The following is a 26,988-nucleotide window of genomic DNA, read 5'->3' on the forward strand; positions in this document are numbered from 1 at the left end:
CGTTTGCATGCAGTCGCGCGAACTCCCTGAGAGTGTGACCCGTAGTTGTACGGATGCTCCCGTTAGGAGTTTGATCATTCGACTCAAACAAAACGTGTAGCGGGATTTTAGCAAAGGCGGGGCAGCAATGGCGCTCAATCCGACGGAGCCTAAGTGGTCGTTGCGGTTACCTGCGGACTGCAGCATCGCAGCCATCCGCAATGTCTATGAGCTCATTCGCGAGGCTTTCGGCCGCCAGGAGCGGCTCGAGATCGACTGCTCGAGCGTCGACAAGGCCGACGTGACCTCGATCCAGCTCCTGCTGTCGACCGCCAAGACGGGCGAGGCCCAAGGCCGTCCCGTGGTTCTGACCTCCTTCTCGCAGTCTCTGCGCACCACCCTTCGCCGCGCCGGCTTCGCCAGCGAGGCGATGCTCGATCAGCATCTCCCGCAAAAGAAAGATGGCACCTGATGGCCACGATTCTCACGGTCGACGATTCCCCCAGCATTCGGCAAATGATCAAGGTCGTGCTCGAGCCGGCCGGTCACAACGTGATCGAGGCGGGCGACGGCGCCCAGGGGCTCGCCAAGGCGCAAGCCGGCAAGCTCGATCTCGTCATCACCGATCTCAACATGCCCGTCATGAACGGGCTGGAGCTGATCCGGGCGCTGCGCAAGCTGCCGAGCGCAGTCGGCATGCCCATCGTGTTCCTGACCACCGAATCAAGCGACGCGGTGAAGCAGGAAGCCAAGAGCGCCGGCGCCACCGGTTGGATCACCAAGCCCTTCAAGCCTGAGCAGTTGCTCGCCGTGGTCGGCAAGCTGGTGCGCGCATGAGTGCGATGGATCCGACCGAGATCTTCCGCCAGGAAGCCAGCGAGCTGTTCGAGGTTCTTGAAGGGGCCCTGCTCGACCTCGGTCAGCGTCCCGACGACCGCGAACTGGTCGATTCCGCCTTCCGCGCCCTGCACACGATCAAGGGATCGGGCGCCATGTTCGGCTTCGACAAGGTCGCCTCCTTCACCCACGAATTCGAGACCGCCTTCGACCGCGTCCGCAAGGGCGAGATCAAGCCGACGCAGGAGCTGATCTCGGTCGCGCTGGCCGCCAAGGACTACATCCGCGCGCTGATCGAGGATCCGCAGTCGACCGACGACGTCATCGGCGAAGCCATCCTCGACGACCTCAAGCGTTTCGTCTCGTTCGATCAGCCTGCCGCTGCCGTCATCGAGATCGCCGAGGCGCCGCCGCTGGCTCCCGGCGGGAGCAAGCAGGCCGGCTGGCACCTGCATCTGGAGTTCGAATCCCACATCCTGCGCAACGGCTCGAATCCGCTCGACCTGTTGGAGGATCTCTGCAAGCTCGGTCCTTGCTTCGTCGTGCCGATCACCGACGGCGTCCCGTTCCTCGACGAGATGGAGCCGGAAGATTGCTACCTGAAATGGGACGTCAAGCTGCACGCGGCCTGCAACAAGGATGCGATCGACGACGTCTTCATGTTCGTCCAGGACGAGATGAAGTTGACGCTCTCGCCCTTGGACCATGCCGAAGCCCCCGCGCCGGCTCCGCTCTTTCAACTGCTCGACGATGAGCCGATGAGCGCCCAAATCGCTGCGCCGGTGACGGAGGCCGTTGCCGAGCAGCCGGTCGCACAGGCGGAGCCTAAATCCGAGGCCAAGCCGGAGATCAAGCCGGAGATCAAGCCCGAGGCGGCACCCGCACGCCGCGAGGACGCCAAGCAGGACCGCGGCATCGCCACCGTTCGCGTCCAGGCCGAGCGCCTCGACGAGCTGATGGACCGCGTCGGCGAGCTCGTCATCGCGCAGGCGCGGTTGACCCAGCTCGCCGCCTCCGGCTCCGATCTCTCGATCAAGGTGATCGCCGAGGAAATCGAGCGCCTTGCCTCCTCTCTGCGTGACACCACGATGGGCGCGCGCATGGTGCCGATCGGCTCGCTGTTCGGGCGCTTCCGCCGCCTGATCCACGATCTGTCGCGTGATCTGTCGAAGCCGGTCGAATTCGTCACCACCGGCGAGGATACCGAGCTCGACAAGACCATGATCGAGTGCCTGGCCGATCCGCTGGTGCATTTGATCCGCAACGCCATCGACCATGGCATCGAGGACACCGCGACACGGGCGGCCGCCGGCAAGACTGAGCAGGGTCGCATCGAGCTCGCCGCCGTGCATTCCGGCGCGCAGGTGCTGGTCACCGTGAAGGACAATGGCGGCGGCCTCAATACCGCGCGCATCCGGGCCAAGGCGGAAGAGCAGGGCCTGGTCGCACCCGGCGCCACGATGTCCGACCACGAGATCCACCAGTTCCTGTTCCACCCGGGCTTCTCCACGGCGCAGACCATCTCCGCGCTGTCCGGCCGCGGCGTCGGCATGGACGTGGTCAAGCGCACCATCGAGAACATGCGCGGCTCGATCGATCTGACGACCAGGCCGGGCCAGGGCACCACGGTGACGCTGCGCCTGCCGCTGACGCTGGCGATCATCGAAGGCCTTCTGATCCGCGTCGGCGAGGGCCGCTACATCATTCCGCTCTCGGCGGTGGAGGAATGTGTCGAACTGACCGCTGACGACGAACGGTCTCGCAGTCGCAACTTCCTCAACATGCGCGGAAATCTGGTACCATTCCTGCGATTGCGCGACATCATGACTGCGTCGGGCGAGCCCGACCAGCACCAGAAGACCATCATCATATCGACCGGCGAGAGCCGCGTCGGCCTCGTCGCCGACCAGATCATCGGCAACCACCAGACGGTGATCAAGTCGCTCTCCAAGCTGCACTCCGACGTCACGATCTTCTCCGGCGCCACCATCCTGGGTGACGGCAGCGCCGCATTGATTCTCGACGTGGCGCAACTCGTCGCCCTGGCGCAGTCGAAAGTCGAAAAGCACATCAGCGAGGCCGCGTGATGAATGAAACGCTCAACGAACGTTCCGCACAGACGGTCGGACATCCGGCTGACGCGATGCAGGTCGTCATGATCGGGCTTGGTGAGGAGAAGTTCGCGCTTGACGCTGGCCTCGTGCGCGAAATCATCGATCCCGTACCCGTGACCCGGGTCGCCGGCGCGCGGTCTTTCGTGCCGAGCGTCATCAACGTGCGCGGCAACGTCATTCCGCTCGCCGATCTGCGGATCCGGTTCGGCATGCCGCAGACGGAGAACTCTGGCGAGACCCGCATCGTCGTGATCGAGATCGAAATCGAAGGCGAGCCGGTGCTGGTCGGCGTCACCGCGGACAAGGTCTACGAAGTCACCGAGATATCGCAAACCGACGTGCAGCAGACACCGCGCGTCGGAATGCATTGGAAGCCGGAATACATCCGCTTCATCACCAAGTGGCGTGAAGAGTTTGTCATCGTTCCGAACATGGAACGGATCCTGAATTGAAGCCTGCGGGCGCGTTAGGCTATTGGGGGCACTAAATGCGGTTTACGGTCAAAGCTAAGTTGGCAAGCGCGTTCGGCCTGATCATCGTCCTGTCGATGGTCGCGGGCGGTATCGCATATCTCAAGCTTACGGACATGATCCTCGGGTCCGAGGCACTGATCTCGCGCGCAAATCGCATGCAGATGGGCGCTCAGATCGAGATCAATCTTCTGTCGCAGGTGCGGGCCGAAAAGAATGCGATCATCGCGCCCGAGAACGAAACCGACATGTTCCTCGCCGACATCCCCAAGATTCGCGCGACGAACAATAAGTTGAGAGAAGAAGTCTACGCCCTTGCAAGCGAAGGCGGAAAGCGGCTGCTCGAGAAGTTCGCGGTCGCCTACGACAAGATGAACAGCGAGCAGGATCAGACCATCAAGCTGATCAAGACAGATCGGCCCAAAGCCGCCGATCGGACGGTGCACGAAGGGCGGAAGGCGATTTCCGAGGCGGTCGACGCAATCGATGCCTACGTCGTGTTCACGAAGAAGAGCATGGCCGATGAGGCCGAGATTACGCGGTCAGAAGCTGCCAAGGCCCAGATGATCGTCATCGTGCTCGTGATGGTATCGCTTGTGATAGCAGTCCTTGCCGCGTTGTGGATGGCGATCAGCATCAGCCGCTCGCTCAGCCGCGCCGTTGGCCTCGCAGGAGCGGTCGCTGCCGGTGATCTCACCCAGACCATTCCCTCGGCCAGCAACGACGAGATCGGCGATCTCATTCGCTCCCTGAACGGCATGGTGGAGAAGCTCCGGCAGGTCGTGTCGGAGGCCCTGACGGCGGCGCAGAATGTCTCGGCCGGCAGCCAGGAGCTCTCCGCCAGCGCCGAGCAGCTCTCGCAGGGTGCCACCGAGCAGGCTTCGTCGGCGGAAGAGGCGTCCTCCTCGATGGAGGAGATGGCTTCGAACGTGAAGCAGAACGCCGACAACGCCAACCAGACCGAGAGTATCGCTGCGCAGTCGGCGAAGGATGCCGAGGCTTCGGGCGCCGCGGTCGGTCGCGCCGTGGATGCCATGCAGACGATCGCCGAGAAGATCACCATCGTGCAAGAGATCGCGCGGCAAACCGATCTGCTCGCATTGAACGCGGCCGTGGAAGCGGCCCGCGCGGGCGAGCACGGCAAGGGCTTCGCGGTGGTTGCCTCGGAAGTGCGCAAGCTCGCCGAGCGGAGCCAGGCGGCCGCGGCCGAAATCGGCACTCTCTCAACGGAGACCGTCAAGGTCGCCCAGGAGGCCGGCGAGATGCTGGGCAAGCTGGTGCCCGACATCAAGCGGACGGCCGAATTGGTCCAGGAGATCACCGCTGCCTGCCGCGAACAGGACGTCGGCTCCTCGCAGATCAATCAGGCGATCCAGCAGCTCGACAAGGTCGGTCAGCAGAACGCCAGCGCCTCCGAGCAGGTGTCCTCGACCTCCGAGGAATTGGCGTCGCAGGCCGAGCAGTTGCAGTCGACCATTTCCTTCTTCCGCATCGAGGACTCCGGACGCAAGGCAAACGCCGCGCCTCGGGAAATCGACCGGGCGGTCGGCCAGCTTCGCGCCAAGGCGGCGACGATGGCGGCGGTCGATCGGCGCGGCAAGGCACCCGCAGCCAGGCCGGCAAAGGCCCTGAAGGTCGCGGGCGGGGGCGGATTCGCCTTCGATATGGATGACGGCGGCGACGATCGCGACGCCGAGTTCCAGCGCTAGACGTTCTTCGGGGGCGCGGGCTGTCTTGCTCGCGTCCTCTCAAAATCAGACCGGGCCGAACCCGAGGGAATTCGAACATGAGATTCACCGTCAAAGCAAAGCTGGCCAGCGCTTTTGGGGCCGTTCTCGTCCTGTCCATGATCGCAGGCGCAATCTCATATTCGAAGCTCAGCGACCTCGCGAGCACGACGGAGGTCATTATCGGGGCCGCCGGACGATCGAGTAAAGCCGCCGAACTCGAGCGGGATCTTCTGCTGCAGGTGCGGGCCGAGAAGAACGCCATCATGGCGCAGTCGGACGCCGATGCCGAGCGTTACGCGGCTGAACTCCGGAAGGTTCGCGAGAGCCTGCTCAAGATCAAGGACGAAATCTACGCCACCTCCACAGAGACCGGCAAGAAGATGCTCGACAGGTTCTCCGGGCTGTATGTGAGCATGAACGCCGCCGAGGACGAGGCGCTCAAACTGGCCCGCGCCGACAAGGCAAAAGCGATCGAGCATTCGACCAACGAAGTCCGCCGCGCCGTCGGCGAGGCGACCAAGGCGCTGGACGATTATCTTGATTTCCTGAAGAAGTTGATGTCCGACAGATCGGATGAGGCCAGAGCGGAGAGCAGCCGCGCCCAGATGCTGTTGATGAGCATCCTCACCGTATCCTTGCTCCTGGGCGCCGCTGCCGCAACCTTGATCGCGCTGACCATCAGCCGATCCCTCATGCGCGCGGTCGGCCTTGCCAACGCGGTCGCCATCGGAGATCTCAGCCAGACGATCGAGGTCAAGAGCGATGACGAGGTCGGTGATCTCATCAAGTCGCTGAACGCGATGACTGGAAATCTCAACGCGACCGCCGCAATTGCCAACGAGGTCGCGCAAGGCAATCTGGCCGTCGAGGCCAAGCGTCTGTCCGACAAGGACACTCTGGGCATCGCGCTGGAGCGCATGATCGCGAGCCTGAACTCCAATGCGGAGGTCGCCAACGAGATCGCGAGGGGCAATCTCACGATCGAAGCCAAGCGGATTTCCGACAAGGACAAGCTCGGCATCGCGCTGGAAACCATGGTGCAGAGGCTCCGGCAGATCGTCTCGGAAGCCCTGACTGCGGCCCAGAACGTCTCGGCCGGCAGCCAGGAGCTTTCCGCAAGTGCAGAGCAGCTCTCGCAGGGAGCGACCGAGCAGGCCTCATCGGCCGAGGAAGCCTCCTCTTCGATGGAGGAGATGGCCTCCAACGTGAAGCAGAACGCCGACAATGCCAATCAGACCGAGAAGATCGCCGCACAGTCCGCCAAGGACGCGGAGGCCAGCGGCGCAGCCGTCGGGCGTGCCGTTCAGGCGATGCAGACCATCGCGGAAAAGATCACCATCGTGCAGGAAATCGCGCGACAAACCGACCTGCTGGCCCTCAACGCGGCGGTCGAGGCCGCGCGCGCCGGCGAGCACGGCAAGGGCTTCGCCGTGGTCGCTTCCGAGGTGCGCAAGCTCGCCGAGCGCAGCCAGGCGGCAGCCGCGGAAATAGGTACCCTGTCGAGCGAAAGCGTGAAGGTCGCTCAGGAAGCCGGCGGCATGCTGTCGAAGCTCGTACCCGACATCAAGAAGACGGCCGAGCTGGTCCAGGAGATCACATCGGCCTGCCGCGAGCAGGATGTCGGTGCGGCCCAGATCAACCAGGCGATCCAGCAACTCGACAAGGTCGGCCAGCAGAACGCCAGCGCGTCCGAGCAGGTGTCCGCGACCTCGGAAGAGCTTGCCTCCCAGGCCGAGCAATTGCAGTCGACGATCTCGTTCTTCCGGATCGAGGAAGGCGCGAACAAGACTAAGGCAGCTCCGCGCGAGATCGAACAGGCCGTCGCGCAGCTTCGCGCCAAGGCGGCAAGGATGGCGACCTCCGATGAGGGCGCCAGAAAGCCGGCCGCCAGACCGGCGCGGGCCCTCAAGGTCGGCGGTGGCGGCTTTGCCTTCGATATGGACCAAGCCGACGACGATCGCGACGCAGATTTTCAACGCTAACCGGCAAGCCCCGACGGGGCTCCGCCCGACACCTGATCGAATGGATGCATCATGGCCGCAACCTCGCAATATCTGACCCTCGGTCTCGCCGGCGAAACGTTCGGCATCAGCATCCGCAACGTTCGCGAAATCCTAGACATGCGGCCGATTTCGCGGTTGCCGCACGCTCCGGGCTTCCTGCTCGGCATGATCGACGTGCGCGGCAGCGGATATCCGATCGTCGACCTCCGGATCAAGCTCGGCCTGCCGAGCGTGCCTGCAACCGAGGCGACGCGGATCATCATCCTGGACGTGGCGATCGGGGAGCGTCTCGTTGGTGTCGGCTTCGTTGCCGATTGCGTGTTCGAGGTCACCGACATCGACGAGGAGGGAGTTGAGCCGCTGCCGGAGGTCGGAGGCGAATGGCAGTCCGAATATGCATCGGGAATTGGCCGCAAGGGCGAGAAGTTCGTCGTGATCTTCGATCTCACCAAGCTGATGGCTGGAACGAACATGGTGAAGCCAGGGATGAACGACACCGTGGCAGCCTGATTCCGTTCGGTCGGTAGGTTTCGCGTTCGCGTAGACACAAAAATTCGGGGATTGACAATGCGATTCACAGTCAAGGCGAAACTTGCCGCTGCCTTCGGCACCATCATCATTCTGTCGGCAATGACGGGCGGCCTGGCGTTTCTGAAGCTCACCCAACTTGCCGACACCTCGGAAGCTCTCGTGCAGCGGGCAGCGCGCATCGACAAGGCGGGCGAGCTCCAGAACTACGTCTTCTACCAGACGAGGGCGGAGCGTGACATCATCATCGCCTCGACCGACCCTGAAATGCAGAGGATCGCGGACGAGATCAAACAGTACAGAAAGGAAGCGACCCGTCTGCGGGACGAGGTCTACGGCGCTTCGAGCGAAGCAGGCAAGCGTCTGCTGGACAGGTTTTCGACCGCCTACGACAAGATGAACGCGACCGAGGACAACGTCATCAAGCTCGGCATGATGAATTCCAACAACCGCGGTTCTCAGCTCTGGTCAGCCGAAGGTCGGCCGATCAGCAAGCAGTGGAACGATGCTGTCGCCGCTGCGCTGGCGGAAGCCGGACGGGCGTCGAACAGTTCCGAGGCCATTCTCGCGCTCCAGGCGCTTCGTGTCGAGGGCGTTCGCCTGCAACGGCAAATCGTGGCGACGTTCTCGGCGTCGAGCATGGATGACCTGGCAGGAGAAATGAAGGAGCTCGGCGCCCGGATCGATGCCCTTCAAACCGCGGGCCAGCAGGTTGGGCCAGCTCTGAAAGCAGTCGGCGTGTCCAGTGCTGCGGTCTTGGCGCAGACCGATGGTCTCAGCAAGATCGTCAATCGTGTTGGTGACATCGTCAAGGAGGGAGGCAACATTCGAGCCGCCGCAATCGCTGGGAGCGAAGGAAAAGCCAGCGCGGCGGAGGCAATTGCAACGGCAACGGATTACATCGGCTTCGTGAAGAAGCAAATGTCGGACCTTGCGTCGGAAGCGGCACAGGATGCCGCGAGCGCGAAGTTCATTCTCGTCAGCGTCATCATGATATCGCTGCTCGTGGCGGTTGGATCGGCGCTCTGGATCGCCTTGAACATCAGCCGTGGACTTGGTCGGGCTGTCGGCCTCGCCGATGCAGTGGCCATCGGCGATCTCAGCCGGAAGATCGACGTATCGAGCAACGACGAGCTCGGTGATCTCGTGAAGTCTCTCAACGCGATGACCTCGAACCTGAATGCAACTGCGGCAATCGCCAACGAGATTGCGCAGGGCAATCTGACGGTCCAGGCCAAGCCCTTGTCGGACAAGGATACTTTGGGGCTGGCGCTCGAGCGCATGGTCGAAAAGCTGCGGCAGATCGTGTCCGAGGCTCTCACGGCAGCGCAGAATGTCTCGGCCGGCAGCCAGGAACTGTCCGCAAGCGCCGAGCAGCTGTCGCAGGGGGCGACCGAACAGGCCTCTTCGGCGGAAGAGGCGTCCTCGTCGATGGAGGAAATGGCCGCCAATGTGAAGCAGAATGCGGACAACGCCAGCCAGACCGAGAAGATCGCGGCACAGTCCGCCAAGGACGCGGAAGCCAGCGGTGCGGCGGTCGGTCGGGCGGTCGAAGCGATGCAGACCATCGCCGAGAAGATCACCATCGTGCAGGAGATCGCGCGGCAGACCGATCTGCTCGCGTTGAATGCGGCGGTCGAAGCGGCCCGCGCGGGCGAGCACGGCAAGGGTTTTGCCGTCGTTGCCTCCGAGGTGCGCAAGCTCGCGGAACGTAGCCAGGCGGCCGCAACCGAAATTGGCACGCTGTCGGCAGAGACGGTCAAGGTTGCGCAGGAGGCCGGGCACATGCTGGCGAAGCTGGTTCCCGACATCAAGAAGACCGCTGAATTGGTGGAGGAGATCACCTCAGCAAGCCGCGAGCAGGATGTTGGTGCCTCGCAGATCAACCAGGCGATCCAGCAGCTCGACAAGGTCGGCCAGCAGAACGCCAGCGCGTCCGAGCAGGTGTCCTCGACCTCGGAAGAGCTCGCCTCGCAGGCCGAGCAGCTCCAGTCGACCATCGCCTACTTCCGCCTCGAGCAGGGTGGAAAAGGTCACGCCCCCGCGCCGATCGACCGGGCGGTGAATCAACTGCGCGCCAAGGCGGCCACCATGGCGGCGGTCGAGCGTCCGGCAAGGAAGCCGCCGGCCAAGGCGGGGCGAGCCGTGAAGGCTGCCGGTGGCGGCGGTTTCGCGTTCGACATGAACGACGGCGAGGACGATCGGGACGCCGATTTCCAGCGCTAGGATTCTACGCGTCGGCCCGCCCCTCATCGGCGGGCCGATCGGTCTTCTGCCGTTTTAATTGAAGTGTAGGATTCAAGATGGCCCGTGTGGCCCGACATTCAGTGCAGGCGGCCATCCCGGGCGGGAGCCGTCGTCCATGATGCCCGCCATGCAGGATACGGCCGTGCATCTGTCCGACCGCCACTTCCGGACCATCGCCGAATTGATCGAGAGCCAGGTCGGCATCAAGCTGCCACAGGGCAAGCGGCTAATGCTGGAGGGACGGCTGCACAAGCGCGTGCGCGCGCTGAACTTCTCCGACCTCAACGAGTATGTCGAGAGCCTGTTCGAGGCCGATCACTTCGACACCGAGCTCACTCACCTCATCGATGTGGTGACCACCAACAAGACCGACTTCTTCCGCGAACCGCAGCACTTCGCCTTCATGAGGGATGTCGCAGTCCCGGCCCTGCTCAAATCGCATGGACGGAAGAACGCGAGCCTGAAGATCTGGAGCTCGGCGAGCTCCACCGGCATGGAAGCCTACACGACCGCGATGGTGCTGGACGACATGACGCGGAGCGGCTCGCGCTTCCAGTACCGCATCCTCGGGACCGACATCTCGACCGCGGTGCTGCGCCTCGCCAGGACGGCGATCTACACCCGCGACGTGCTCGCCCCGGTGCCGGAGCAATTCGTGAAACGTTACTTCGCGTCGTCGCGGGACAAGTCGCGCGGCGAAGTGCGGGTCGTACCCGAGCTGCGGCGCATGACACACTTCATGAGGATGAACCTCATGGACAAGTCCTATCCCGTCGATCGTGACGTCGATATCATCTTCTGCCGCAACGTCCTGATCTATTTCGAGCGCGAGACCCAGCGCAAGGTGGTCGAGCGCTTGTGCAGCCATTTGCGTCCGGGCGGCTATCTGCTGGTCGGGCATTCGGAATCGATGATTCACAGTGCCGTCCCTGGGCTGAAGCAGGTTCAGCCGACCATCTTCCAGGTCTAGCCGGAGCGCAACCAGAATGCCGAGGGAGAAAGTTCGCGTGCTGATCGTGGACGATTCGGCGTCGGTGCGCCAAATCCTGATGACGATCTTGAGTGAAGACCCCGAGATCGAGGTGATGGCGACCGCGTCCGATCCGTTCGTGGCGGCCAAGCGGCTCGAGAAGGAGCTGCCTGACGTCATCATCCTCGACCTCGAGATGCCGCGCATGGATGGCATGACCTTCCTGCGCAAGATCATGGCGCAACGTCCCATTCCGGTGATCATCTGCTCCTCGCTGACCGCGGAGGGCTCGAACGTGATGTTCGAAGCGTTCGAGGCGGGTGCGGTCGACATCGTGCCCAAGCCGAAGATCGACACGCGCCAGGCGCTGCTCGAATGCTCGACGCGGCTGCGCGAAGCGGTGAAGTCGGCCGCGCGCGCGCGCGTGCGTCCGCGTGCAGAGCGTCGGGAGATCGAGAAGAAGCTGACGGCCGATGCGATCATCCCGCCGCCGGTGCATGGCAAGGTCCGGCCGGCGACGGAACGCATCGTTTGCATCGGCGCATCGACGGGCGGGACCGAAGCGCTCAACGACGTCCTGGAGATGCTGCCGCCGCACTGCCCGCCGATCGTCATCGTCCAGCACATGCCGGCAGGATTCACCGCAGCCTTTGCCCGGCGTCTCGACAGCGTCTGCCAGATCCGGGTCAAGGAGGCTGAGGACGGCGAGCCGGTGCTCCCGGGCTGCGCCTATATCGCGCCGGGCGCCCGCCACATGCTGCTCCAGCGCATCGGCATCCGCTTCCAGATCGCGATCAAGGATGGCCCGCCGGTGTCCCGGCATCGCCCGTCCGTCGACGTGTTGTTCCGCTCGGCCGCCCAGCATGCCGGTGCAAACGCGCTCGGCGTGATCATGACCGGCATGGGCGATGACGGTGCGCGCGGAATGCTGGAGATGCGCAAGCTCGGCGCCTCGACGCGGGCTCAGGACGAAGAGAGCTGCGTGGTGTTCGGCATGCCCAAGGAAGCCATCGCCCATGGCGGCGTCGAGAAGGTCGTTTCGCTGCACCACATCCCGCGCGAGATCATGCTCTGGTACCAGGCCGGACAACCCGCGGTGGTAGGTTGATGGCGATGTCGTTTATTCCGGCCAATACGCCCACCGAAGCAATTGCCGCGATCGAGGATGTCTCCTCGCGCATCGAGGACGTGTTCGCGCGGGTCGGTCACGACCTCGGACGCGGTCATCTCATCTTCAAGGAGCTGAACCAGGGCCTCACCGAGCTTTCCACCGAACTCTCCGGCGCGGAGATCGAGGGGGCAGCGACCGCGCTACAGGAGATCGCCGCGCGGCTCAGCGACCTGGCGCACGCCTTGCCCGCTGAGACCGCCCTGCTAGAAACGATCGGCAAGAGCACGGCCGACGCATCGGCCTTGCTCAAGCCGCTCTTCAAGCACATCCAGATGATCACCATCATCGCCCGCAGCGCGCGGATCGAGGCGGCCTCGCTCGACGGCGACCGCGAGGGCTTTCTCGCCTTCACGCAGGAAGCCTACGACCTCGGCAAGGCCGTGCAGGGCGCAATCGAAGGCTGCGCGCGGGATCAGCAGCGCCTGTCCGAGGCGGTCGCGACCGCATTCGGCCGGCAGAAGGAGTTCGAGGGCCGCTACCGGAATGAGCTGGCGGCGGAGAGCGCCGAGCTCGGCTCCGCCTATTCCGGATTGCGCGATCAGCGCAGCAACAGCAGCCATCTCGCCGACCTCGCGGGCTCCAGCACCAGGAAGATCGCGGAGGCGGTGGGCAGCGCGATCGTCTCCTTGCAGGCCGGCGACAGCACGCGCCAGCGCCTCGAGCACGTCTCGCACGGCCTCGGCCTTGCGTCGGGTCGCGGCCCGACCCTGGCTCCCGAACCGATGGCGAGCGACGACGGCGCGCGCGCGATCTGTCAATTGCAGGCGGCACAGCTCAGGGACGCACAACGCGAGTTCGGCGGCGACATCGGCCAGATCGTTGGCGCGCTCACCGCCATCCTGCGCGATGCGGACAGCGTCGTCGGCCATGGCCGCTCGCTGTTCGGCGGCGCTGACGGCGGCTCGTCGTCGTTCCTGACGCGCATCAAGCAGACGCTGGCGCATGCGTCGACCATGATCGCCACCTGCGAAGGCGCCGGTCGCTCGGTCGACGAGGCGCTGGCGATCGTCGAGGACACGCTGACGAAATTCCGCCAGGCGATCGCCGGGCTGGCCGAGGCGACGGTCGACATCACGCTGATCGGAATGAACGCTGGCCTCAAGGCGAGTCATCTCGGCAGTCGCGGCAGCGCTTTCGTCGTCATTGCCAACGAGCTCAAGGCCACCGCCGACCAGGTCTCGGCGGGGGCGGCGCGTTTGAGGCCCGTGCTCGATGGCATCGAGCGATCGGCCGCGGCACTGAAGGAGCTTCGCGTCCAGGGCGATCCCACGCAGCTCGCCAAGCTCGAACCGCAGATTCTCCAGGCACTGCGAGAGGTCGAGGCCGGCAACGAACGGCTCGGCAGGCTGATGAGCCGGCTCGTCGACGAAGGTGCGGAGTTCGAAGGGCTCATGAATTCGGCGCAAGGCCTGATGAGCGCGCTCGGCGAAGGCTCGGCGGCATTGCCCGCGGTCGCTGCGCGGCTCGAAACCGCGAGCGCGGGCGCGCAGAAGCCGCGCCCGCAAGCGCAGGACGAAGCGATGCTCGACGAGCTGTTTGCGCGCTACACGATGGAGCGCGAGCGGGACATCCACCGGGAATTCCTGCAATCGCTCGGGCTGACGTCGATCGCCACCGCGCGCCGGATCGAGGCAGTCGAGACTGAGGACGACGGCATAGAACTGTTTTGATGCTGCCGCGGGCACGCCTCGCGCGCTCGCGGAAATTTTGACGGATTGATTTCGCAGGGCGTTAACCGTGGCGGAATGCTCACCGCGCCGGTCATTGTTGCGCCCCACTGTTCGTTGCAAATACGGACGGAATTGACGACGGATGCTTCAATGCTGAAAGAGGGCAAATACGCGGCGTGGTTCAGAACCGCGCAGGCGCAGGGCACCGGCATCGTGCATTTGGCCGACGGCCGGATCTCGGGCAGTGACAGCTTCTTCACCTATGGCGGCTCCTATCAATTCGACGACGACCAGCACTTCACCGCCGTTCTGACCACACGGCGACATGCCGACGGGCCGCCGACCGTGTTCGGCTACGACGAAGTCGAGGTCGAGCTTTCGGGCGTGTATAGCGGCGCGATGGCGACCTGTTCGGGAACGGCCCGGGAGGCGCCTGGCGTGATGTTCGAAGCGACGCTGATCTACAGCCAGGAAGACGCGCCGGTGCCCGATGCCCGGGGCGCGGTCGTGAAGCTCAAGTCCGACAAGCTGCCCAAGCGGCTCGACAGCCGCTCCCGATCGCGGAATCCGTTTCCGGCTGGCTCGCCCAAGTAAAAAGGCGGATCGACTAAATCCGCCGCTTCACGAGCCCGCGCGCCGAGCGCCGTGATTAGCATTGCATTGACGCTGTCGTCTCGAATTCACGCCGCAGCCTCGCCCGAGCAACACTGCCTTTAGAAGCGAGAGCTAGTCTGCGGCCGATCAAGCGTGGTGGAAGAACATGCCTCAAATCTGGATGACATACGACGAACTCGGCGCGCTTTGCGGCTGCGGCGCAATGGAGGCCCGGACCCGCTCCATCCATCTGTCGCTCGATCGTCGCAAGAGTCGCGACGGGGCGACGCGCGTCAAGCTCGATCTGGCGCTGACGGCCAAATTCCTTGCATCCGTGCGTGAGGCGGATTTCGATCTCGATTGCGCCATCGAAGCGCTGCACGACACCCACCGGCAGATGGCCGAACTTCTGGCGCCTGCCGAACCCCGCAACAGGCGCGGGGTGGCCTGACCCTCCTCACCGACAGGATGCTGGACGCTTCAGGATGGCGGTCGGGGCAGGAACGCCAGGATCATCTGGGCAAGCATCACGCCGACGGTCCCTCCTGCAGCCTTCTGCAGGACGTCGAGGAAGCCTGGATCCCGGTCGGGTATGAACGCTTGCATCAGCTCCAGCCCCATGGCGACGCCGATGACGAGAGAGCAGGCCAGAGCAAACCGTCCCGGCAGCAGGAAGGAAAGCAGGAAGCCGAGCAGCCCATAGGCACTGAAGCGCTCGATCACGACGACCCAATAGGCCTCGTGGTGCCCCATGAGCGCGGGTCGTCCCGCCAGCCGCGCCAGCGTGGCATAGACGATCAGCGCAAAACAGATGCTCGCGGCTGCAATGAGGTGGTTCCTGCGCATGGCGCCAACATACAAGGTTGGCCGCAGGTCTGGTTCGAAAGCCGGAAATATCGTTAAAAGCCCGCTGTCGCCGTCAAGCCGGTTTTCAAGGCGATGTGATGGGGTATCGAGATCCCTCGCGAGGATCACCGGTAGGTCTACGACCGCCGTCGTCGATGGCGGCGTGCTAGCGATGAATCCCGCAGCACTGCAAGACCTCGCTGCGAAGTCTGCAATCAACATCCGGTCGTTGATTGTGTTCCGCCGGCGAAGAAAGGTGCGTAAGACATCGCCGAATGCGGCGATGCCGTTCTAGTTTTTCTTGCCCGACTTCGACTTCAACGAAAGACCGAGACGCAAGGCCATGCGCTTGATCGCATCGGGCGTGCGACCGAGAGCCTTCGCCGCTTGCTCCAGCGAGATTGAAGACTTGGCCAACTCCATGAGCCGGCGATCTTCCTTGAACGACCAGGGCCTGCGCGCCATAACCGAAATGATCCTCTCGTCGACACGACGACAAAGCCGCCAAGCGGACCCATGTTCGCTCGACGGCTTTGCTTGGGTGGGGCCGGACTTGGGGGAGCCCGGTGCGAGAGATGGATAAGCAAAGCGCGCGCGTTCGCAACAAGCAACGCGGATTAAGCTAACCTCTCAACCTTACCGGGATGAAATTGCTGCGCGACGCACCGTATAACCACGGATGTCGTGTCGCCGGTGTCCGCGATGGCAGAGCCCGTGCGCATCGTTGGGTTGGCATAATTGCCTTCCGGCAAGCTCGGATAACCTTGTCCAGTTAGGTTAACATGGTGCGGTGCTTGAGAGCTTCGGAAACGCAACATAGAACGTATCCGTTGATGGCGAGAGTTCAGCCGCCGCACATTTTTCGCGGCTCGCATGCGGTGGGGCGTAGAATGACGTATTTGATCGCGTTGCTGGGCGCGACCGTCGTCCTCATTTTGACCGCTTTCGTTCTTACCTTTGGTCGACGACTGAAAGATCTTCCAGGTCCTTGGATCGTGAGCGAGGGCCGCTCGAATGATTAACTAAGGCGCAGCGTGCCCTGCAGGTATGTCGTCGAATCGCCAGGACACCGTGTTCTGACTGGCCCGTCCTCGGAAGAGGCGGCGGAGTTCGAAGCGCTGGATATTGCACCGAGCGAGACGGCGCAGATCGCATCCTAGATCCGCGTGAACGAACGGGCTGCTGCGGCACGAAGTTGGCTGGCTCGAGCTCTATTGCAAGCACGAGCCTGGCGGGCCTGGATCGTAGAAAGCCAGGCAGAGTGGGCACAAGATTCAAGGTTTGTTAACTATGTCTGACCGATGGTAGCCCTCTGAATCTCGATCGTGGGATGGCCCGGATGTTTCAGCTGTTCCTGAGAGCGCGCGCACACAATCTTCTTGGCTCCCGCCGCGAGGACAAAGGCTTCAAAGCCCGCTCCGTCGGACGTGATGCGGAGACGGATCGCGTGCGCATCGGTGCCGTCCTGACGGCGATCGAAACGGCGTTGCAGGAAGCGGAGAGGGAGCAGGCCGGGCTGAACCGGCGCGTCGACGATGCCCTCGCGCGTGCATCCGTCACCTTCGGAAACGGGACCGATGAATATCTCGAGCGGGAGCCGCTCGACAATCATCATCAGGATCTCTTCGCGGCCGACATCTCGAACGGCCAGCGACGGCTCAAGGAATTGGCCAGCACCATTGCTCACCTGAAGTTCGTCAAGACCGCAATGCTCACTCGCTTTCCGGATTTCAAGCCGCCGCAGCTCGATAGCTAATATTGGGATCTTGCTGCGCGCTCTGCAGTCTTCCTTCGCCTCAGGATGAGGACGGAGTACGCGACAGCAGTTTCATCGGGCATGGACGCCGAATAGCCTCTTCCTGAGGAGGTGCGTAAGCGCCCTCTCGAAGGACGAGGCGTGCAGGACGCCGCCAGGAATCATATGCGATAGCCCTGCGGCACCCAGGGGCAGACCGCGTGACAATTCAGCATCGCTTTGCAGTTTGGTGCTGCGATCCTTTTTGATATGGTTCCGGCAAGCATTCACGGATTTGAAGGAGAGAAGAAGTGCCGGTCAAAAATCTACAGACGTTGGTTGGATTGGCAGGTGTTTTGACACTGGCTGCGCCGGCGACGGCCTCGGCCATCACCGCTGAAGTGGCGCGCGCATGCGATGCTGCGGTCGCCAAGGCCTTTCCGCCCAGACAAATCGGCAATCCCGCGGCCGGGAGCGCCAAGGGAACGGGCAAGGATCAGCGCGATTACTTCCAGAAATGCGTCGCCAATAACGGCAAGGTCGACGATATGCCGGCGGATGCGCCAAAGGACAACAAGCCGACCAAATAAGAAACGGAAAGGCGGCGAGAGCGCTTATAGCGAAGTGGATGCCGGCTCGCTTGAAGAAACGCCTCGAGGCAGGAATCGAGGTCTTCACTTCTGGGACGATCACACTCCATAAGCTCTAGCGTCGTGGCGGCGGGCAAGGCGAATAGAAGGCGCCGTTCGCCGCATTGATGCGTTCGACGCATTGATTGGGATCAGTGACCGTTCCGGCGATCGTGAAGTCGTAGCCCATCCCCTTGACCACGACGATGTAGCGGCCGGGTGCGAGCGCAAAGCCGTCTTGCTCTGGCTGGAGCAACAGCATTCGTGACTGCTGTTCGATCGGACCTACCTTGTAGGGGTACGACATGCTGCGGATGACCCAGGAATCGCCAGCGTTGACCATGGCGGCTTTTCCGCTGGCATCGACGCCCAACGCCCGGGAAACTTTCGCGACGACCCGAACATCGGTCCCGCTTGCGTCGACACCTCCATCGGGCCTGAACACGATGAATTTGACGTCGCCGTCCATCAATGTGGTCGCGCTCGGCGAGTTGATGGCTGCCGAGATCGCGACGCGCCGGTCCGGAATCTTGCCGGGCACCGGCTTGAGCTCATGGAGTTGGCCTTCGCTCAAGGCGTAGACGCCGAACGTCGTCGGCAAAGGCATCGAGGGTTGCGCAACTGGCGCCGGCTCCTTTGGGTTCTCCGGCGTTCGTTCCATGGTTTCCCCCAGCGAGGGAATCGCGGTCGGTTGAGGCTCCGAAGTCTTCTGGGTGGGATCGGACGGCGGCGCCACCTGCGACAATGCGGTCAGTTGTGTCCTCAGCCGTGGCCAATAGACGATGGTGGTTCCGGCGCCCGCAAGGAGCAGGAGGATGGCGGCCAATCGAACGAGAGAATTGAAGGCGCCCCTCTGCTTGGTATGGTCGGGCGATCTTAGCGATGCGACAGGACGACGTGGCGCTTCCGCGGCCGGTAAATCCGAGGCCGGCGCCGTTGGAATGGGCGAGGGAGTAACGCGAGCGTGAGGAGGGGCATCGACCTGCGGAGAGTACGACGCTGCTGTGGCAACAGCCTTTGCTGCTGAGGAAGTTCCGCCTCGCTCGAAGGAATTTTCGACCTCCCGAATGGCGCGTTCGAGGACTTTCTGGAGTTCTCGCGCTTCCCGCGGGCCGGTGGGGGTGAATTGTTCCAGGAGCTTGACGCGCGCCAACTCATAGACGAGATCCCGCATCTGCCGCGGGTCGTCGGAGATCTCGCGGATCCGCTCCGATAACAGGCGGACGAGTCCGGCCTCGATCTCTTGCGCCTTCGAGGCGTTGGCTGCTGTGTCGCCGGTCTCGGTCATCAAGGCCGATCAACTAGCCCGGATATTGCTGTTTCGCTAGGCTTTTCACCCCTCGGCGGTGGGCCGCTCTGCGGCCGCCCCGCGAAGGTCCTGCGCGATCGTTTCGGAGCGCTTGCTTTTGGGCAGAAACCTGTGACATTTCGCCCAGCTCCTCTTTCCGGTGTTTGACCATGCGCGGCGTTTTGACGGCAACCATGTTTTTGGCCTTCCTGGTTCAGTCTGCTTCTGCGCAGGGGACCAAAGATCAGCCCAACACCACCAGCTCCAGCATCATCACGACACCGACGAAAAAAGCGCAGACCACCCAGGCCGCGTCCCGGCCTACCGCTGTCCGGAACGTGACGGGGAGCCTTCCTACCGGAAGGGCCGCCCAAGGCGTTTGGAGGGATGGCAAGCTGGTTGCCGTGCCCAGGTGAGGCCACGCAACTTACCGTGAAGCAGCCGCAGGAACCGTGTTCGCCTCCCTGACGTTCTTGCTCGGGAGATATCGCATGAAACGTTTAGTTTTGATCACACTCGCGCTTCTCGTGCCAGCCTGCGCCTGGGCACAGGGCGTCAACGATCCGTCGACACCCAACCGCAACGTGATCATCGTCAACCCGTCGCAGCCGGCGCGCTCTACGGCGACGCCGAATATTCCGAGCCGGATCGAGCCGCCCGTGACGACGGGTGGCGGCCGTGCCCGGCCATATTACGGAAATAGAACCAGGGGCAGCGGGTCGAGCCGCCGTTATTAGGCGCGCTGAACACCCGGCACGATCGCAGGACGCGCTATTGCGGATTGACCTCGACCTCCAGGGTCGATGTCCCTGCTTCGTGCAGGTTCTTGCCCGATATCAGCAGCGTGAATTTGTCGCTGCCGCGCGTGTCGCTGCCTGCCGAATAGCGGAAGCCGGACCCGACAACGGCCAACTGCCCCCGTGATGGCCCGCTCACGACCGATACGTTGAATATCTGCATGTAGGACCAACGCAGTCCCTGGATGCAGTCGGTTCCAGGCGCGATCGACATCGTCCATTTCACCGTATCTTGCGACAGGGCGAACGGCGTCCGTTCCTTGATGCAGACGCGGCTGGCATGCGCCGACGGGCCAGACAGGGCGAAAGCCGCGAGGGCAATACTCAGCAGCAATACTGGTCCTGTACGCATTCTCGGCCACTCCACGAAGGGATGTCCAAAGCTAGCAGCGATGACCTAACGAGGTCTTAGAACGAAGCCGTTTGCCCTGAACCTGTCATGTGCGCAGATCTCAGGTGCACCCACCATTCCGCTCGGCCTCTCTCCAGATAATGCCATTCTGCCCCTGTTTTGCCTGACGAGTCAATTTCATTTTCGGAAAAGGCGCAACCCATTGATCCGGCTGATGTCGCCTACTGTGCATGGGGTTGTTTTCGATTTTTGATGGGAGGGCTGCGAAAGGCCCCAGGCATAGCTCGTCCGCGAATTGGTTTTCCTGCAATCGCCAAAAGTATAGACTGAGGGTTGGAGATGAGGACATCGGCCAATGATCGTCCTTGTCGCTCTGCCTGGAGCCATCAGCGTGCGAACGGGTCGACTTGGCTACTGTGAAAAGCGGGTTTGGAGGTTGTCTCGGGCGGTCGTAACCGTTGCCGGTGCACTCGGCCTTGGCCTTGCCTGCCCGTCCTCGTGTCTCGCTCAGACCGAACCGGAGCCCTCGATCAACGACTACCTTCCGCCAGGCGAGCCGGAAGTCTCGCGCGACGAATGGCGGCAGCGGATCGAGGAGGCACGGCGCCGCGCCAGCGAGGCCTCGCGCGAGCGGCGGGAGCATCCGGAACTCTACAAGCCGATTCCGGAAGATCCGGACCTTGCCGCGACCGAACGCCTCCTTCGCGACGATAGTCTGCAACGGGGCGACATCGTCGCGACCAAGAAGGGCATGTTCGTCTACCAGGGACGTTCCGATCAGCCGCGCCGGGATCAGGACTTCGTGCCGGTCAATCCGAAATCGGTGCGCTGAGGTTCAGTACCGCCGCAATGTCTCGTTGAATTTGGGATCGTTCACTTTCGTGGCCTCCAGCAGCAGCGACTTGCCTTGCGGCGTTGCCTCCACATAGGCCGCGATCAGCAGCGGCTCGTAACGAGAGCGACTGGCCAGCGCCGACCGCATGTCGGATTGCGCCAGGAGCTTGATCTCTTCATCGTTCGCCGCCGCGCTCGACGTCACGGTCCGGATACGAGCGAAGGAAACATCGATCGGCACCGCCCCGGCCAGGTAGGACATCTTCACCGCCGGCGTGACCGTCTCGCCGGATTGGGCCTGTAGCGCGCCTAGCGTGAGCCACAGCGCGGGCCGGATCGGTGAGACCTTCAAGGCAGCCAAGACAGCGGCCTGGGCTGCCTTGTTCTCGCTGGCCCTGCCGCCCGCCTCGGTCGACGAACGCTTAAGAACGTCAGCAGCCATCGCTGCCGCGTAGTTCGCAAGCAGGTCGCCATCCCAAGACATCGCGGCCAAGCCAGCAGCGGCTGCCAGCTTTGCCTTGTCGGGCGGAATTTCGGCCGAGAACAGATCGCTGGCGCGAAAGTTCGGACGTATCCGATCACCGTAGAACGCCATGCCGGAGTGAAGCGCCAGCACGATTGCGGTGCAGATGCCGGCGACGCGAAGCAGGATGATGCGGTTCATGGAGGAATTGACGAGGCTTGGTGCAGGCGGGCCGAAGATGGGGACCGAGGTTCAGCCGGAGCCGTTAGATTGCCATGAGACTATCGCCCTGGATCGTCAACAGCGTCAAGTTGCCGGTCGCGTAGGCGCCGGTATCGATGTTGATGCGGTTCGGGCGGATATCGGGCGCGCTGACCGGCGTATGACCGTGAACGACATATTTGCCGAAGCGCTCCTCGGAGGCGAGGAATTCCTCGCGGATCCAGAGCAGATCCTCATCCTTCTGGCGATCGAGCGCGATGCCCGGCTTGATCCCGGCATGGACGAAGAAGAAGTCGCCGCAGGTGAAGGAGGAGGGCAATTGCTGGAGGAAGGCCAGGTGCTCCGGCGGGAGCGTGCGTCTCAACGCCTCGATCAGTTCGACCTGCTGCTCGGGGGACGGACTCATCGTCGGCGTGATGCCGTAGGAGACCAGTGTCAGAAGCCCGCCGTAATGGCGCCACTCCTGCAGGCGGGCAGGGTCCTTGAGAACCTCGAGCAGGAAGACCTCGTGGTTGCCCTTCAGGCAAACGGTCTCATGCGATTTCGAGCGCTCGATCAAGAGATCAAGAACGCCGCGTGAGTCCGGGCCGCGGTCGACATAGTCGCCGAGAAAGACCTGGATGGCTCGTTCGGGCGCCGAGCGCGCGAGATCCACGTCGATCACGGTTAACAGCGATCGAAGCAGATCGGCGCGGCCGTGCACATCGCCAATCGCATAGACGCGAACGCCGTCGGGAAGCCGAGGCTTGGTCCTCTTTCGAAAACGGCTGGAAAGGCCCATCAGGTCGGTCGAATCGCTTCTGGCGTCACGTGCGGATCATCGTGACCGCTCTTAGCAGAACAAGTCACAGATCGGTATTCTTAATTGTTTCCGACCGGTTAGCCCGCATTTTGATTCAAGGATGACGCGGCCTTTGAGCCGTATTTCAAGACGTCTCGCGTAGCGTCTCCCCAACAAAAACGGGGAGCGCGATATGCGCAAAGTTGTAAAGAACCTGGCGGCCATGGCCGCCATCGTCGTTGCTGCGGGGGTGCAGCAGAACGCGGAAGCCGCTTTCGTCGGCGCGCCCATGGGGCTGCGCGGTGCCATCCACTACATCAAGTTCGACCAGCCGACGCTGGCGCCGATGGCATTCACGATCTTCTGCCTGAAGTACAAGGACGAGTGCAAGCCGCGGCCGCAGCAGATCGTGTTCAGGGGTGGCCGTCTAAAGCTCACGGCCGAACGCCTGGCGCAGATGCAAGAGGTCAACCAGCGGGTCAACAGCGCGATCCGTCCCGAACCCAACCTGGAAGGACTGCGCGGCGAGAAATGGCTGCTGCATCCGGCGAGCGGCGACTGCAACGACTACGCCGTGACAAAACGCCACGATCTGATCGCCAAGGGCTTTCCCGCGCGTTCGGTGCTGCTGAGCGAGGTCGTGACTACCTGGGGCGAGCATCATCTCGTGGTCGTGGTGCGGACGTTCTCCGGCGATCTCGTGCTGGACAATCTCTCCGGCCACATCATGCCGTGGTCGAAGAAACCATATCGCTGGGTCCGCATCCAGTCGCCCAAGAACCCGAACTACTGGGCTTCGCTCGGCGATCGTGCAGTCTGACGACCGGCGCCCTATCGTGATGAGGATTGGCTGACGCTCTGCGACAGCCCCAGCCCCACGATCACCGAAAGACACAGAACTGCTGCCGGTCGCAGCAATCCGGGTCCGGCGAAACTCTGGACGAGTGCAAAGAGAACGCAGGCAGCGGCCGCCGCCGGAAAGAACGAGTCGCGGCCGCGCTGCAAGGCGCCGAAGAACAGGCGGATCAAAGCGATCAGGCTCACGGCCATCGTGGCAGCCAAGCCGATCCATCCCATGTCTGCAAAGACGGCCGTAGCCGCCGACGGCGCCGTCAAGACGGCTCCGGCGTCGCTCTGATAGATCCGGCCCACCGCGGAAAAGGTCCCGGCACCGGCGCCGAACCAGCGCGTGTCGGCCAACATGCGCTCGAGGGTGGCCCTGGTCTCGGCTCCCATATCCGGGACGAGCCGCAGCAGGATTGGTCCGGAGCTCTTCTCGAACAGGAAGGTCAGCACGATGGCCGCGCCGATCAGGGCGGCCGCCGCCAATGCGCCGGCTGCCAATGGGGAGAGGTCGAGCCTGCGAATGACGAGGATCAGCAGCATCAGCACAACGCCAAAAGCCGCTGCGATTGCGCTGTTCGTTCCGGAAAACCCAAAGATCGCGGCGGCGCTGACCAAAGCTCCGACCAGACCGCAAAGGCCGACCGCGACCGAGCGAAGCACCGAGTGCTGCGTTTCGGCCCGTTCAGCGGCGAGTTGCATGACCGCCAGATTGAGCATGATGCCGAGGCCAGCAAAGGTCGTCGTGAGGTCATGAGGCACGTCTGCAACAAGCGCCGGCAACAGCCGATGCAAGTCCAGGATCAAGGCTGGGACAGCGGCTACTCCGCTCGCCACGAAGAGGATCAGCTGGGCACGGTTGCGGCTGCGCACCACCAGGATGGTGACGCCGAGCAACGAGATCGCCGCAAGCGCCAGCAGCAGCGCGTTTACGGTCAAGCCGATATCCGCGGTGATCGGCCCGAGCGGCAGACCGCCAAGGACGTCGTGAGCGCTGGCCCAGATCGGATGCGCCCAGCTCAGCGGAAGAGGGACGAGTTGGGCTGCGATACACAGCGGAATCGCGGTCAGCATCCACCGGCCCCACGAGATCGCGCGGACATGGTGATCGTAGCCGGCCTTCCGCATGCTCGAGGCGGCCGCCAGCAAGCTCAGTGCTGCGGCCATCGTCGCGAGCTGTGCCCCGAACGTGACGCCGGCGATTTCGAGAGCGGAAGCGGAAACGATGGAAACGATGAGGGCAAAATAGGCGAAGGACAAACGGCGCTCGAAGGGAATCCTGAAACGGTCAGGTCACCATACAAGCGAGCGGGGGGTTTTCAAGCAGAGGTCCTGCGCGCGCCCTCCGAAAGGCTCGTGGCAGCGTCAGCCCGGCGTCATCAGCGTACAGACTTGACCGGGCGGGCGAATACGCGACCGGCACGCGCGGCTGCAAGGCCAAAGCGGGCACCTGACCCGAAGAGATAACCGCCCTGCAGGGCAATGGCTGCGAACACCATGCCTTTCAGGCTCTCGACCACCGTGAGATCGACCATCAAGCCCACCGGCACGGCGGCGAGCAACATGACGAAGGTCAACGGCAGGAGCACAAGGACGCGAAAGCGCTGCCCCAGCACGGCACCGACGAGAAAGCTGAAAATCAAAAACGCGGTCATCCGAAACACTCTCCGTGCTCCGGACCCTAGGTTCCCCACCCTAAAAAGACCCTTAAGTCGTATGGCTAAATTTAGCCTATTGGCTGCAATTCGCCAGCAGCGAGTGATAGGCCTCCCGCAGCCCGGCCAGCGCCACCGTACCCTTGATCTCGGCGTCGCTTTCCCTGACCACCACGGACAGCGAGGGCGTGGTCTGCCACTTTCCGGCGGCAAAGGCCGAGACCTCGTCGGGCAACAGCACGGCAGCGCCCGCGGCCGCCATGCTGGCCTCGAACGTCAGCGTGCCGCCGCCGCTCGCGGCGATCGTGACCTTGGGATGGCTCCGGGGCGGGAAGGGCCGGATCAGGGCCACCAGCACGTCGATCCTGCCCTTTGGCGCACAGCGGACAATCAGGCCGGCAAAGTCTGGGTCCGACTGCGCCATATCCGCCGTCTTCATGATAGCGGCGAAGCTCTCGCCCTCCCTCGTCCCTTGCGTCCGGGTGAATTTCCAGACGGAAGAGGAGGCAGGGGCGGCCACCGCAATAACGGGTGCGCTGCGACACGAGGCGTCCGCGCTGTCCCGGCAGGAGGCAGATCGATCCAGTCCGTGCTCGGCGCCGCCAAGAAGCGAACCTGTCAACAGCATGATCAAAAGGAGATCGGACACTAGGATTCCTGCTCTTGATGCGCATGCCTTAGCAGACGCTGGCGAAGCCAAGAAGCCTCGCGCGACACACCCGGCCCCCAAGTGGGCGGTTTGCTTGGCGACCGGGCACACGAAATACAACAAATGGTCACAATGGGTTAAACTGTGTTCCAAACAGTGGCCCGCGCGCAACAGTAGTCAACGGATCGCACCGTTAACCGCCGGGAACCCTTGTCGCACCACCCCCTAGGCCGTACCAATCTATGCCAATTGGGGACTCGCGCGTTCATGCAATCCATTGCCAAGACCTACATGTTGAAGCCAGCATTCTTGGCGATCGCTTTGGCGCTGGGAGCCTGTTCGACCAATCCCGGCTCGGGCCCGCTAACGGACGACGTTAACAACAAGATCCAGACTGAAAATGCGCCGGCCTACGAGCTGGTGCCGCTCAATCCGGCGACCGTAAAGATCCTGCATACCCATGAGCCCAAAGGGCTCGCTGGCGTGTTCACCGATCGCCGCCCGCCCGCCAGCATCGTCTTCGGCATCGGCGACGTCGTCAGCGTCACCATCTTCGAAGCCGCGGCAGGCGGTCTGTTCATCCCGGCGGAAGCCGGCGTTCGTCCGGGTAACTTCGTGACCATCCCGGATCAGGCGGTGGACAACGACGGCTTCATTACGGTGCCCTATGCCGGCCAGATCAAGGCTGCGGGCCTGACGGCGGTCCAAATCCAGCGCTCGATCATCGATAAGATCGGCAACCGCGCCATCGAGCCGCAGGCAGTCGTTGCGATGTCTTCGCAGCGCACCCAGCTCATCAGCGTGCTCGGCGAAGTCAATTCGCCGGCGCGTTATCCGGCGAGCGCGGCGGGTGCGAAGGACCGCGTGCTCGACGCGATCACCCGCGCCGGCGGCATCAAGGGCCAGGGCTTCGAGACCTGGGTTATGCTGGAGCGCGCCGGAAAGCGTGCGACCGTGCCATTCGAGAATCTCGTGATGGCGCCCGAGAACAACGTCTATGTTCGCCCGGATGACAGCATCTACGTCTATCGCGAACAGCAGAAGTTCCTGGCGTTCGGCGCCAGCGGCCAGAGCGGCGAGTTCAATTTCGATGCCTGGCGCATCAACCTGGCCGAAGCGGTCGGCAAGTCTGGCGGTCTCCTGGATGGCCAGGCCGATCCGGCTGCCGTCTATCTCTATCGCCGCGAGCCGCGCGATGTCGCTGCCCAGCTCGGCATCGACGTAAGCAAGTACACGTCAGAGACGATCCCGGTCATCTTCAACGTCAACTTCCGCGATCCGGGCGGCTTCTTCCTCGCCACCAAGGTCATGATGAAGAACCAGGACATCATCTACGTCTCGAACTCGCGCAACGTCGAAGTCGCCAAGTTCCTGAACTACCTGCGTGTGGTCATGGCGACCGGCAGCGATGCCGTGAACCTCTCCAACGATGCCCTGATCTTCCGCAACAACATCAAGCTGGCGCCGTAAGGCGCCAACTTGACCGACCAAAACCGATGGCATCGGGGCTTTGTCCCGGTGCCATTTTCGTCTAGCAACCGAAGCGGTTCTGCCGGGACTGCGAGTTCGGGATTTGGTTCA

Annotated in this window: 28 protein-coding genes; 19 read left to right on the plus strand and 9 right to left on the minus strand. The window is 63.1% G+C overall.

The features are described 5' to 3' along the window. Window positions 1-127 precede the first annotated feature (127 nt). The 13 genes from ACYCVF_RS08945 (at window position 128) to ACYCVF_RS09005 (ending at window position 14,764) form a co-directional block, all read left to right on the plus strand. Window positions 128-451, plus strand: coding sequence for an STAS domain-containing protein (locus ACYCVF_RS08945; RefSeq protein WP_459602881.1), 324 nt, complete (start codon window positions 128-130; stop codon window positions 449-451). After that, on the plus strand, window positions 451-816 hold the full coding sequence (locus ACYCVF_RS08950; RefSeq protein ID WP_459602879.1) for a response regulator: 366 nt from the start codon (window positions 451-453) through the stop codon (window positions 814-816). Before ACYCVF_RS08945 ends, ACYCVF_RS08950 begins: the two co-directional genes overlap by 1 nt. Further along, complete coding sequence (locus ACYCVF_RS08955) at window positions 813-2,903, plus strand: chemotaxis protein CheA (protein ID WP_459606536.1); 2,091 nt, start codon at window positions 813-815, stop codon at window positions 2,901-2,903. Before ACYCVF_RS08950 ends, ACYCVF_RS08955 begins: the two co-directional genes overlap by 4 nt. Then, window positions 2,903-3,382 carry a chemotaxis protein CheW gene (locus ACYCVF_RS08960; protein ID WP_459602875.1) on the plus strand — a complete coding sequence of 160 codons (480 nt, stop codon included), beginning with the start codon at window positions 2,903-2,905 and terminating at the stop codon, window positions 3,380-3,382. The genes ACYCVF_RS08955 and ACYCVF_RS08960 overlap by 1 nt, the downstream gene beginning before the upstream one ends. A gap of 35 nt (window positions 3,383-3,417) precedes the next feature. Further along, window positions 3,418-5,109: a methyl-accepting chemotaxis protein gene (locus ACYCVF_RS08965; RefSeq protein ID WP_459602873.1), complete on the plus strand. Its 1,692-nt coding sequence runs from the start codon at window positions 3,418-3,420 to the stop codon at window positions 5,107-5,109. Between the two features lie 77 nt (window positions 5,110-5,186). Then, the gene (locus ACYCVF_RS08970; RefSeq protein WP_459602871.1) at window positions 5,187-7,112 is read left to right on the plus strand and encodes a HAMP domain-containing methyl-accepting chemotaxis protein; all 1,926 of its coding nucleotides are present in this window, start codon (window positions 5,187-5,189) and stop codon (window positions 7,110-7,112) included. A 51-nt stretch (window positions 7,113-7,163) separates the two neighbouring features. Next, the gene (locus ACYCVF_RS08975) at window positions 7,164-7,643 is read left to right on the plus strand and encodes a chemotaxis protein CheW (RefSeq protein WP_459602869.1); all 480 of its coding nucleotides are present in this window, start codon (window positions 7,164-7,166) and stop codon (window positions 7,641-7,643) included. A gap of 57 nt (window positions 7,644-7,700) precedes the next feature. After that, window positions 7,701-9,887 (plus strand): HAMP domain-containing methyl-accepting chemotaxis protein, encoded by a 2,187-nt coding sequence (locus tag ACYCVF_RS08980; RefSeq protein ID WP_459602867.1) that lies wholly within the window; start codon window positions 7,701-7,703, stop codon window positions 9,885-9,887. Between the two features lie 136 nt (window positions 9,888-10,023). Further along, window positions 10,024-10,878 (plus strand): CheR family methyltransferase, encoded by an 855-nt coding sequence (locus ACYCVF_RS08985; RefSeq protein ID WP_459602865.1) that lies wholly within the window; start codon window positions 10,024-10,026, stop codon window positions 10,876-10,878. Window positions 10,879-10,894: 16 nt separating this feature from the next. Continuing rightward, window positions 10,895-11,986, plus strand: a complete 1,092-nt coding sequence (locus ACYCVF_RS08990) for a protein-glutamate methylesterase/protein-glutamine glutaminase (protein WP_459602863.1) — start codon at window positions 10,895-10,897, stop codon at window positions 11,984-11,986. Between the two features lie 5 nt (window positions 11,987-11,991). After that, window positions 11,992-13,719 (plus strand): chemotaxis protein, encoded by a 1,728-nt coding sequence (locus ACYCVF_RS08995; RefSeq protein WP_459603390.1) that lies wholly within the window; start codon window positions 11,992-11,994, stop codon window positions 13,717-13,719. Between the two features lie 150 nt (window positions 13,720-13,869). Continuing rightward, a complete protein-coding gene (locus ACYCVF_RS09000; protein ID WP_459602861.1) occupies window positions 13,870-14,313 on the plus strand; it encodes a hypothetical protein in 444 nt (147 codons plus the stop codon). A gap of 166 nt (window positions 14,314-14,479) precedes the next feature. After that, window positions 14,480-14,764 (plus strand): hypothetical protein, encoded by a 285-nt coding sequence (locus ACYCVF_RS09005; protein WP_459602859.1) that lies wholly within the window; start codon window positions 14,480-14,482, stop codon window positions 14,762-14,764. Window positions 14,765-14,793: 29 nt separating this feature from the next. Here the strand turns inward: ACYCVF_RS09005 and ACYCVF_RS09010 are convergent, their stop codons facing one another. Both ACYCVF_RS09010 and ACYCVF_RS09015 read right to left on the minus strand, forming a co-directional pair. Then, on the minus strand, window positions 14,794-15,288 hold the full coding sequence (locus ACYCVF_RS09010; RefSeq protein WP_459602857.1) for a VanZ family protein: 495 nt from the start codon (window positions 15,286-15,288) through the stop codon (window positions 14,794-14,796). 162 nt (window positions 15,289-15,450) lie between these two features. Then, window positions 15,451-15,624, minus strand: coding sequence for a hypothetical protein (locus ACYCVF_RS09015; protein WP_459602855.1), 174 nt, complete (start codon window positions 15,622-15,624; stop codon window positions 15,451-15,453). Window positions 15,625-16,498: 874 nt separating this feature from the next. Here ACYCVF_RS09015 and ACYCVF_RS09020 point away from each other — a divergent pair. Next, complete coding sequence (locus tag ACYCVF_RS09020; RefSeq protein WP_459602853.1) at window positions 16,499-16,915, plus strand: hypothetical protein; 417 nt, start codon at window positions 16,499-16,501, stop codon at window positions 16,913-16,915. Between the two features lie 290 nt (window positions 16,916-17,205). Further along, on the plus strand, window positions 17,206-17,484 hold the full coding sequence (locus ACYCVF_RS09025; RefSeq protein WP_459602851.1) for a hypothetical protein: 279 nt from the start codon (window positions 17,206-17,208) through the stop codon (window positions 17,482-17,484). A gap of 115 nt (window positions 17,485-17,599) precedes the next feature. Here the strand turns inward: ACYCVF_RS09025 and ACYCVF_RS09030 are convergent, their stop codons facing one another. Next, entirely contained in the window at window positions 17,600-18,811 is a 1,212-nt protein-coding gene (locus ACYCVF_RS09030) for a hypothetical protein (protein WP_459602849.1), read from the minus strand. A gap of 491 nt (window positions 18,812-19,302) precedes the next feature. Here ACYCVF_RS09030 and ACYCVF_RS09035 point away from each other — a divergent pair, with 491 nt between their 5' ends. Beyond that, window positions 19,303-19,548, plus strand: a complete 246-nt coding sequence (locus tag ACYCVF_RS09035) for a hypothetical protein (protein WP_459602847.1) — start codon at window positions 19,303-19,305, stop codon at window positions 19,546-19,548. Window positions 19,549-19,582: 34 nt separating this feature from the next. Here the strand turns inward: ACYCVF_RS09035 and ACYCVF_RS09040 are convergent, their stop codons facing one another. After that, on the minus strand, window positions 19,583-19,960 hold the full coding sequence (locus tag ACYCVF_RS09040) for a hypothetical protein (protein WP_459602845.1): 378 nt from the start codon (window positions 19,958-19,960) through the stop codon (window positions 19,583-19,585). 436 nt (window positions 19,961-20,396) lie between these two features. Between ACYCVF_RS09040 and ACYCVF_RS09045 the strand changes: the two genes are divergently transcribed. Continuing rightward, window positions 20,397-20,792: a hypothetical protein gene (locus ACYCVF_RS09045; protein WP_459602843.1), complete on the plus strand. Its 396-nt coding sequence runs from the start codon at window positions 20,397-20,399 to the stop codon at window positions 20,790-20,792. Window positions 20,793-20,795: 3 nt separating this feature from the next. On the opposite strand, the gene ACYCVF_RS09050 is transcribed toward ACYCVF_RS09045, so the two are convergent. Together ACYCVF_RS09050 and ACYCVF_RS09055 are read right to left on the minus strand one after the other, a co-directional pair. Beyond that, complete coding sequence (locus ACYCVF_RS09050; protein WP_459602841.1) at window positions 20,796-21,410, minus strand: hypothetical protein; 615 nt, start codon at window positions 21,408-21,410, stop codon at window positions 20,796-20,798. A 112-nt stretch (window positions 21,411-21,522) separates the two neighbouring features. Next, window positions 21,523-22,260, minus strand: coding sequence for a metallophosphoesterase family protein (locus tag ACYCVF_RS09055; RefSeq protein ID WP_459602839.1), 738 nt, complete (start codon window positions 22,258-22,260; stop codon window positions 21,523-21,525). Window positions 22,261-22,453: 193 nt separating this feature from the next. On the opposite strand from ACYCVF_RS09055, the gene ACYCVF_RS09060 reads away from it, so the two are divergent. Further along, window positions 22,454-23,080, plus strand: a complete 627-nt coding sequence (locus ACYCVF_RS09060; RefSeq protein WP_459602837.1) for a transglutaminase-like cysteine peptidase — start codon at window positions 22,454-22,456, stop codon at window positions 23,078-23,080. An 11-nt stretch (window positions 23,081-23,091) separates the two neighbouring features. On the opposite strand, the gene ACYCVF_RS09065 is transcribed toward ACYCVF_RS09060, so the two are convergent. The 3 genes from ACYCVF_RS09065 to ACYCVF_RS09075 all read right to left on the minus strand — a co-directional run bounded on the left by ACYCVF_RS09065 (window position 23,092) and on the right by ACYCVF_RS09075 (window position 25,197). Further along, window positions 23,092-24,000 carry a hypothetical protein gene (locus ACYCVF_RS09065; protein WP_459612929.1) on the minus strand — a complete coding sequence of 303 codons (909 nt, stop codon included), beginning with the start codon at window positions 23,998-24,000 and terminating at the stop codon, window positions 23,092-23,094. 482 nt (window positions 24,001-24,482) lie between these two features. Further along, complete coding sequence (locus ACYCVF_RS09070; protein ID WP_459602833.1) at window positions 24,483-24,758, minus strand: hypothetical protein; 276 nt, start codon at window positions 24,756-24,758, stop codon at window positions 24,483-24,485. Between the two features lie 76 nt (window positions 24,759-24,834). Then, window positions 24,835-25,197, minus strand: a complete 363-nt coding sequence (locus tag ACYCVF_RS09075; RefSeq protein WP_459602831.1) for a hypothetical protein — start codon at window positions 25,195-25,197, stop codon at window positions 24,835-24,837. A 477-nt stretch (window positions 25,198-25,674) separates the two neighbouring features. Between ACYCVF_RS09075 and ACYCVF_RS09080 the strand changes: the two genes are divergently transcribed. Then, window positions 25,675-26,877: a polysaccharide biosynthesis/export family protein gene (locus ACYCVF_RS09080; RefSeq protein ID WP_459602829.1), complete on the plus strand. Its 1,203-nt coding sequence runs from the start codon at window positions 25,675-25,677 to the stop codon at window positions 26,875-26,877. The last annotated feature ends 111 nt before the right edge of the window (window positions 26,878-26,988 follow it).

The organism is Bradyrhizobium cedriense (genome assembly GCF_054602315.1).

Excerpts from the sequence above, each read along its gene's own strand:
- ACYCVF_RS08995 (WP_459603390.1), top strand. The coding sequence starts at position 11,992 with ATGTCGTTTATTCCGGCCAATACGCCCACCGAAGCAATTGCCGCGATC.
- ACYCVF_RS08990 (WP_459602863.1), top strand. The coding sequence starts at position 10,895 with ATGCCGAGGGAGAAAGTTCGCGTGCTGATCGTGGACGATTCGGCGTCG.
- ACYCVF_RS09055 (WP_459602839.1), bottom strand. The coding sequence starts at position 22,260 with ATGGGCCTTTCCAGCCGTTTTCGAAAGAGGACCAAGCCTCGGCTTCCC.
- ACYCVF_RS08980 (WP_459602867.1), top strand. The coding sequence starts at position 7,701 with ATGCGATTCACAGTCAAGGCGAAACTTGCCGCTGCCTTCGGCACCATC.
- ACYCVF_RS09020 (WP_459602853.1), top strand. The coding sequence starts at position 16,499 with ATGTTTCAGCTGTTCCTGAGAGCGCGCGCACACAATCTTCTTGGCTCC.
- ACYCVF_RS08970 (WP_459602871.1), top strand. The coding sequence starts at position 5,187 with ATGAGATTCACCGTCAAAGCAAAGCTGGCCAGCGCTTTTGGGGCCGTT.
- ACYCVF_RS09075 (WP_459602831.1), bottom strand. The coding sequence starts at position 25,197 with ATGAAGACGGCGGATATGGCGCAGTCGGACCCAGACTTTGCCGGCCTG.
- ACYCVF_RS08950 (WP_459602879.1), top strand. The coding sequence starts at position 451 with ATGGCCACGATTCTCACGGTCGACGATTCCCCCAGCATTCGGCAAATG.
- ACYCVF_RS08975 (WP_459602869.1), top strand. The coding sequence starts at position 7,164 with ATGGCCGCAACCTCGCAATATCTGACCCTCGGTCTCGCCGGCGAAACG.
- ACYCVF_RS09015 (WP_459602855.1), bottom strand. The coding sequence starts at position 15,624 with ATGGCGCGCAGGCCCTGGTCGTTCAAGGAAGATCGCCGGCTCATGGAG.
- ACYCVF_RS09060 (WP_459602837.1), top strand. The coding sequence starts at position 22,454 with ATGCGCAAAGTTGTAAAGAACCTGGCGGCCATGGCCGCCATCGTCGTT.
- ACYCVF_RS09035 (WP_459602847.1), top strand. The coding sequence starts at position 19,303 with ATGAAACGTTTAGTTTTGATCACACTCGCGCTTCTCGTGCCAGCCTGC.
- ACYCVF_RS08955 (WP_459606536.1), top strand. The coding sequence starts at position 813 with ATGAGTGCGATGGATCCGACCGAGATCTTCCGCCAGGAAGCCAGCGAG.
- ACYCVF_RS09000 (WP_459602861.1), top strand. The coding sequence starts at position 13,870 with ATGCTGAAAGAGGGCAAATACGCGGCGTGGTTCAGAACCGCGCAGGCG.
- ACYCVF_RS09080 (WP_459602829.1), top strand. The coding sequence starts at position 25,675 with ATGCAATCCATTGCCAAGACCTACATGTTGAAGCCAGCATTCTTGGCG.
- ACYCVF_RS08960 (WP_459602875.1), top strand. The coding sequence starts at position 2,903 with ATGAATGAAACGCTCAACGAACGTTCCGCACAGACGGTCGGACATCCG.
- ACYCVF_RS09040 (WP_459602845.1), bottom strand. The coding sequence starts at position 19,960 with ATGCGTACAGGACCAGTATTGCTGCTGAGTATTGCCCTCGCGGCTTTC.
- ACYCVF_RS08945 (WP_459602881.1), top strand. The coding sequence starts at position 128 with ATGGCGCTCAATCCGACGGAGCCTAAGTGGTCGTTGCGGTTACCTGCG.
- ACYCVF_RS09070 (WP_459602833.1), bottom strand. The coding sequence starts at position 24,758 with ATGACCGCGTTTTTGATTTTCAGCTTTCTCGTCGGTGCCGTGCTGGGG.
- ACYCVF_RS09005 (WP_459602859.1), top strand. The coding sequence starts at position 14,480 with ATGCCTCAAATCTGGATGACATACGACGAACTCGGCGCGCTTTGCGGC.
- ACYCVF_RS08965 (WP_459602873.1), top strand. The coding sequence starts at position 3,418 with ATGCGGTTTACGGTCAAAGCTAAGTTGGCAAGCGCGTTCGGCCTGATC.
- ACYCVF_RS09030 (WP_459602849.1), bottom strand. The coding sequence starts at position 18,811 with ATGACCGAGACCGGCGACACAGCAGCCAACGCCTCGAAGGCGCAAGAG.
- ACYCVF_RS08985 (WP_459602865.1), top strand. The coding sequence starts at position 10,024 with ATGATGCCCGCCATGCAGGATACGGCCGTGCATCTGTCCGACCGCCAC.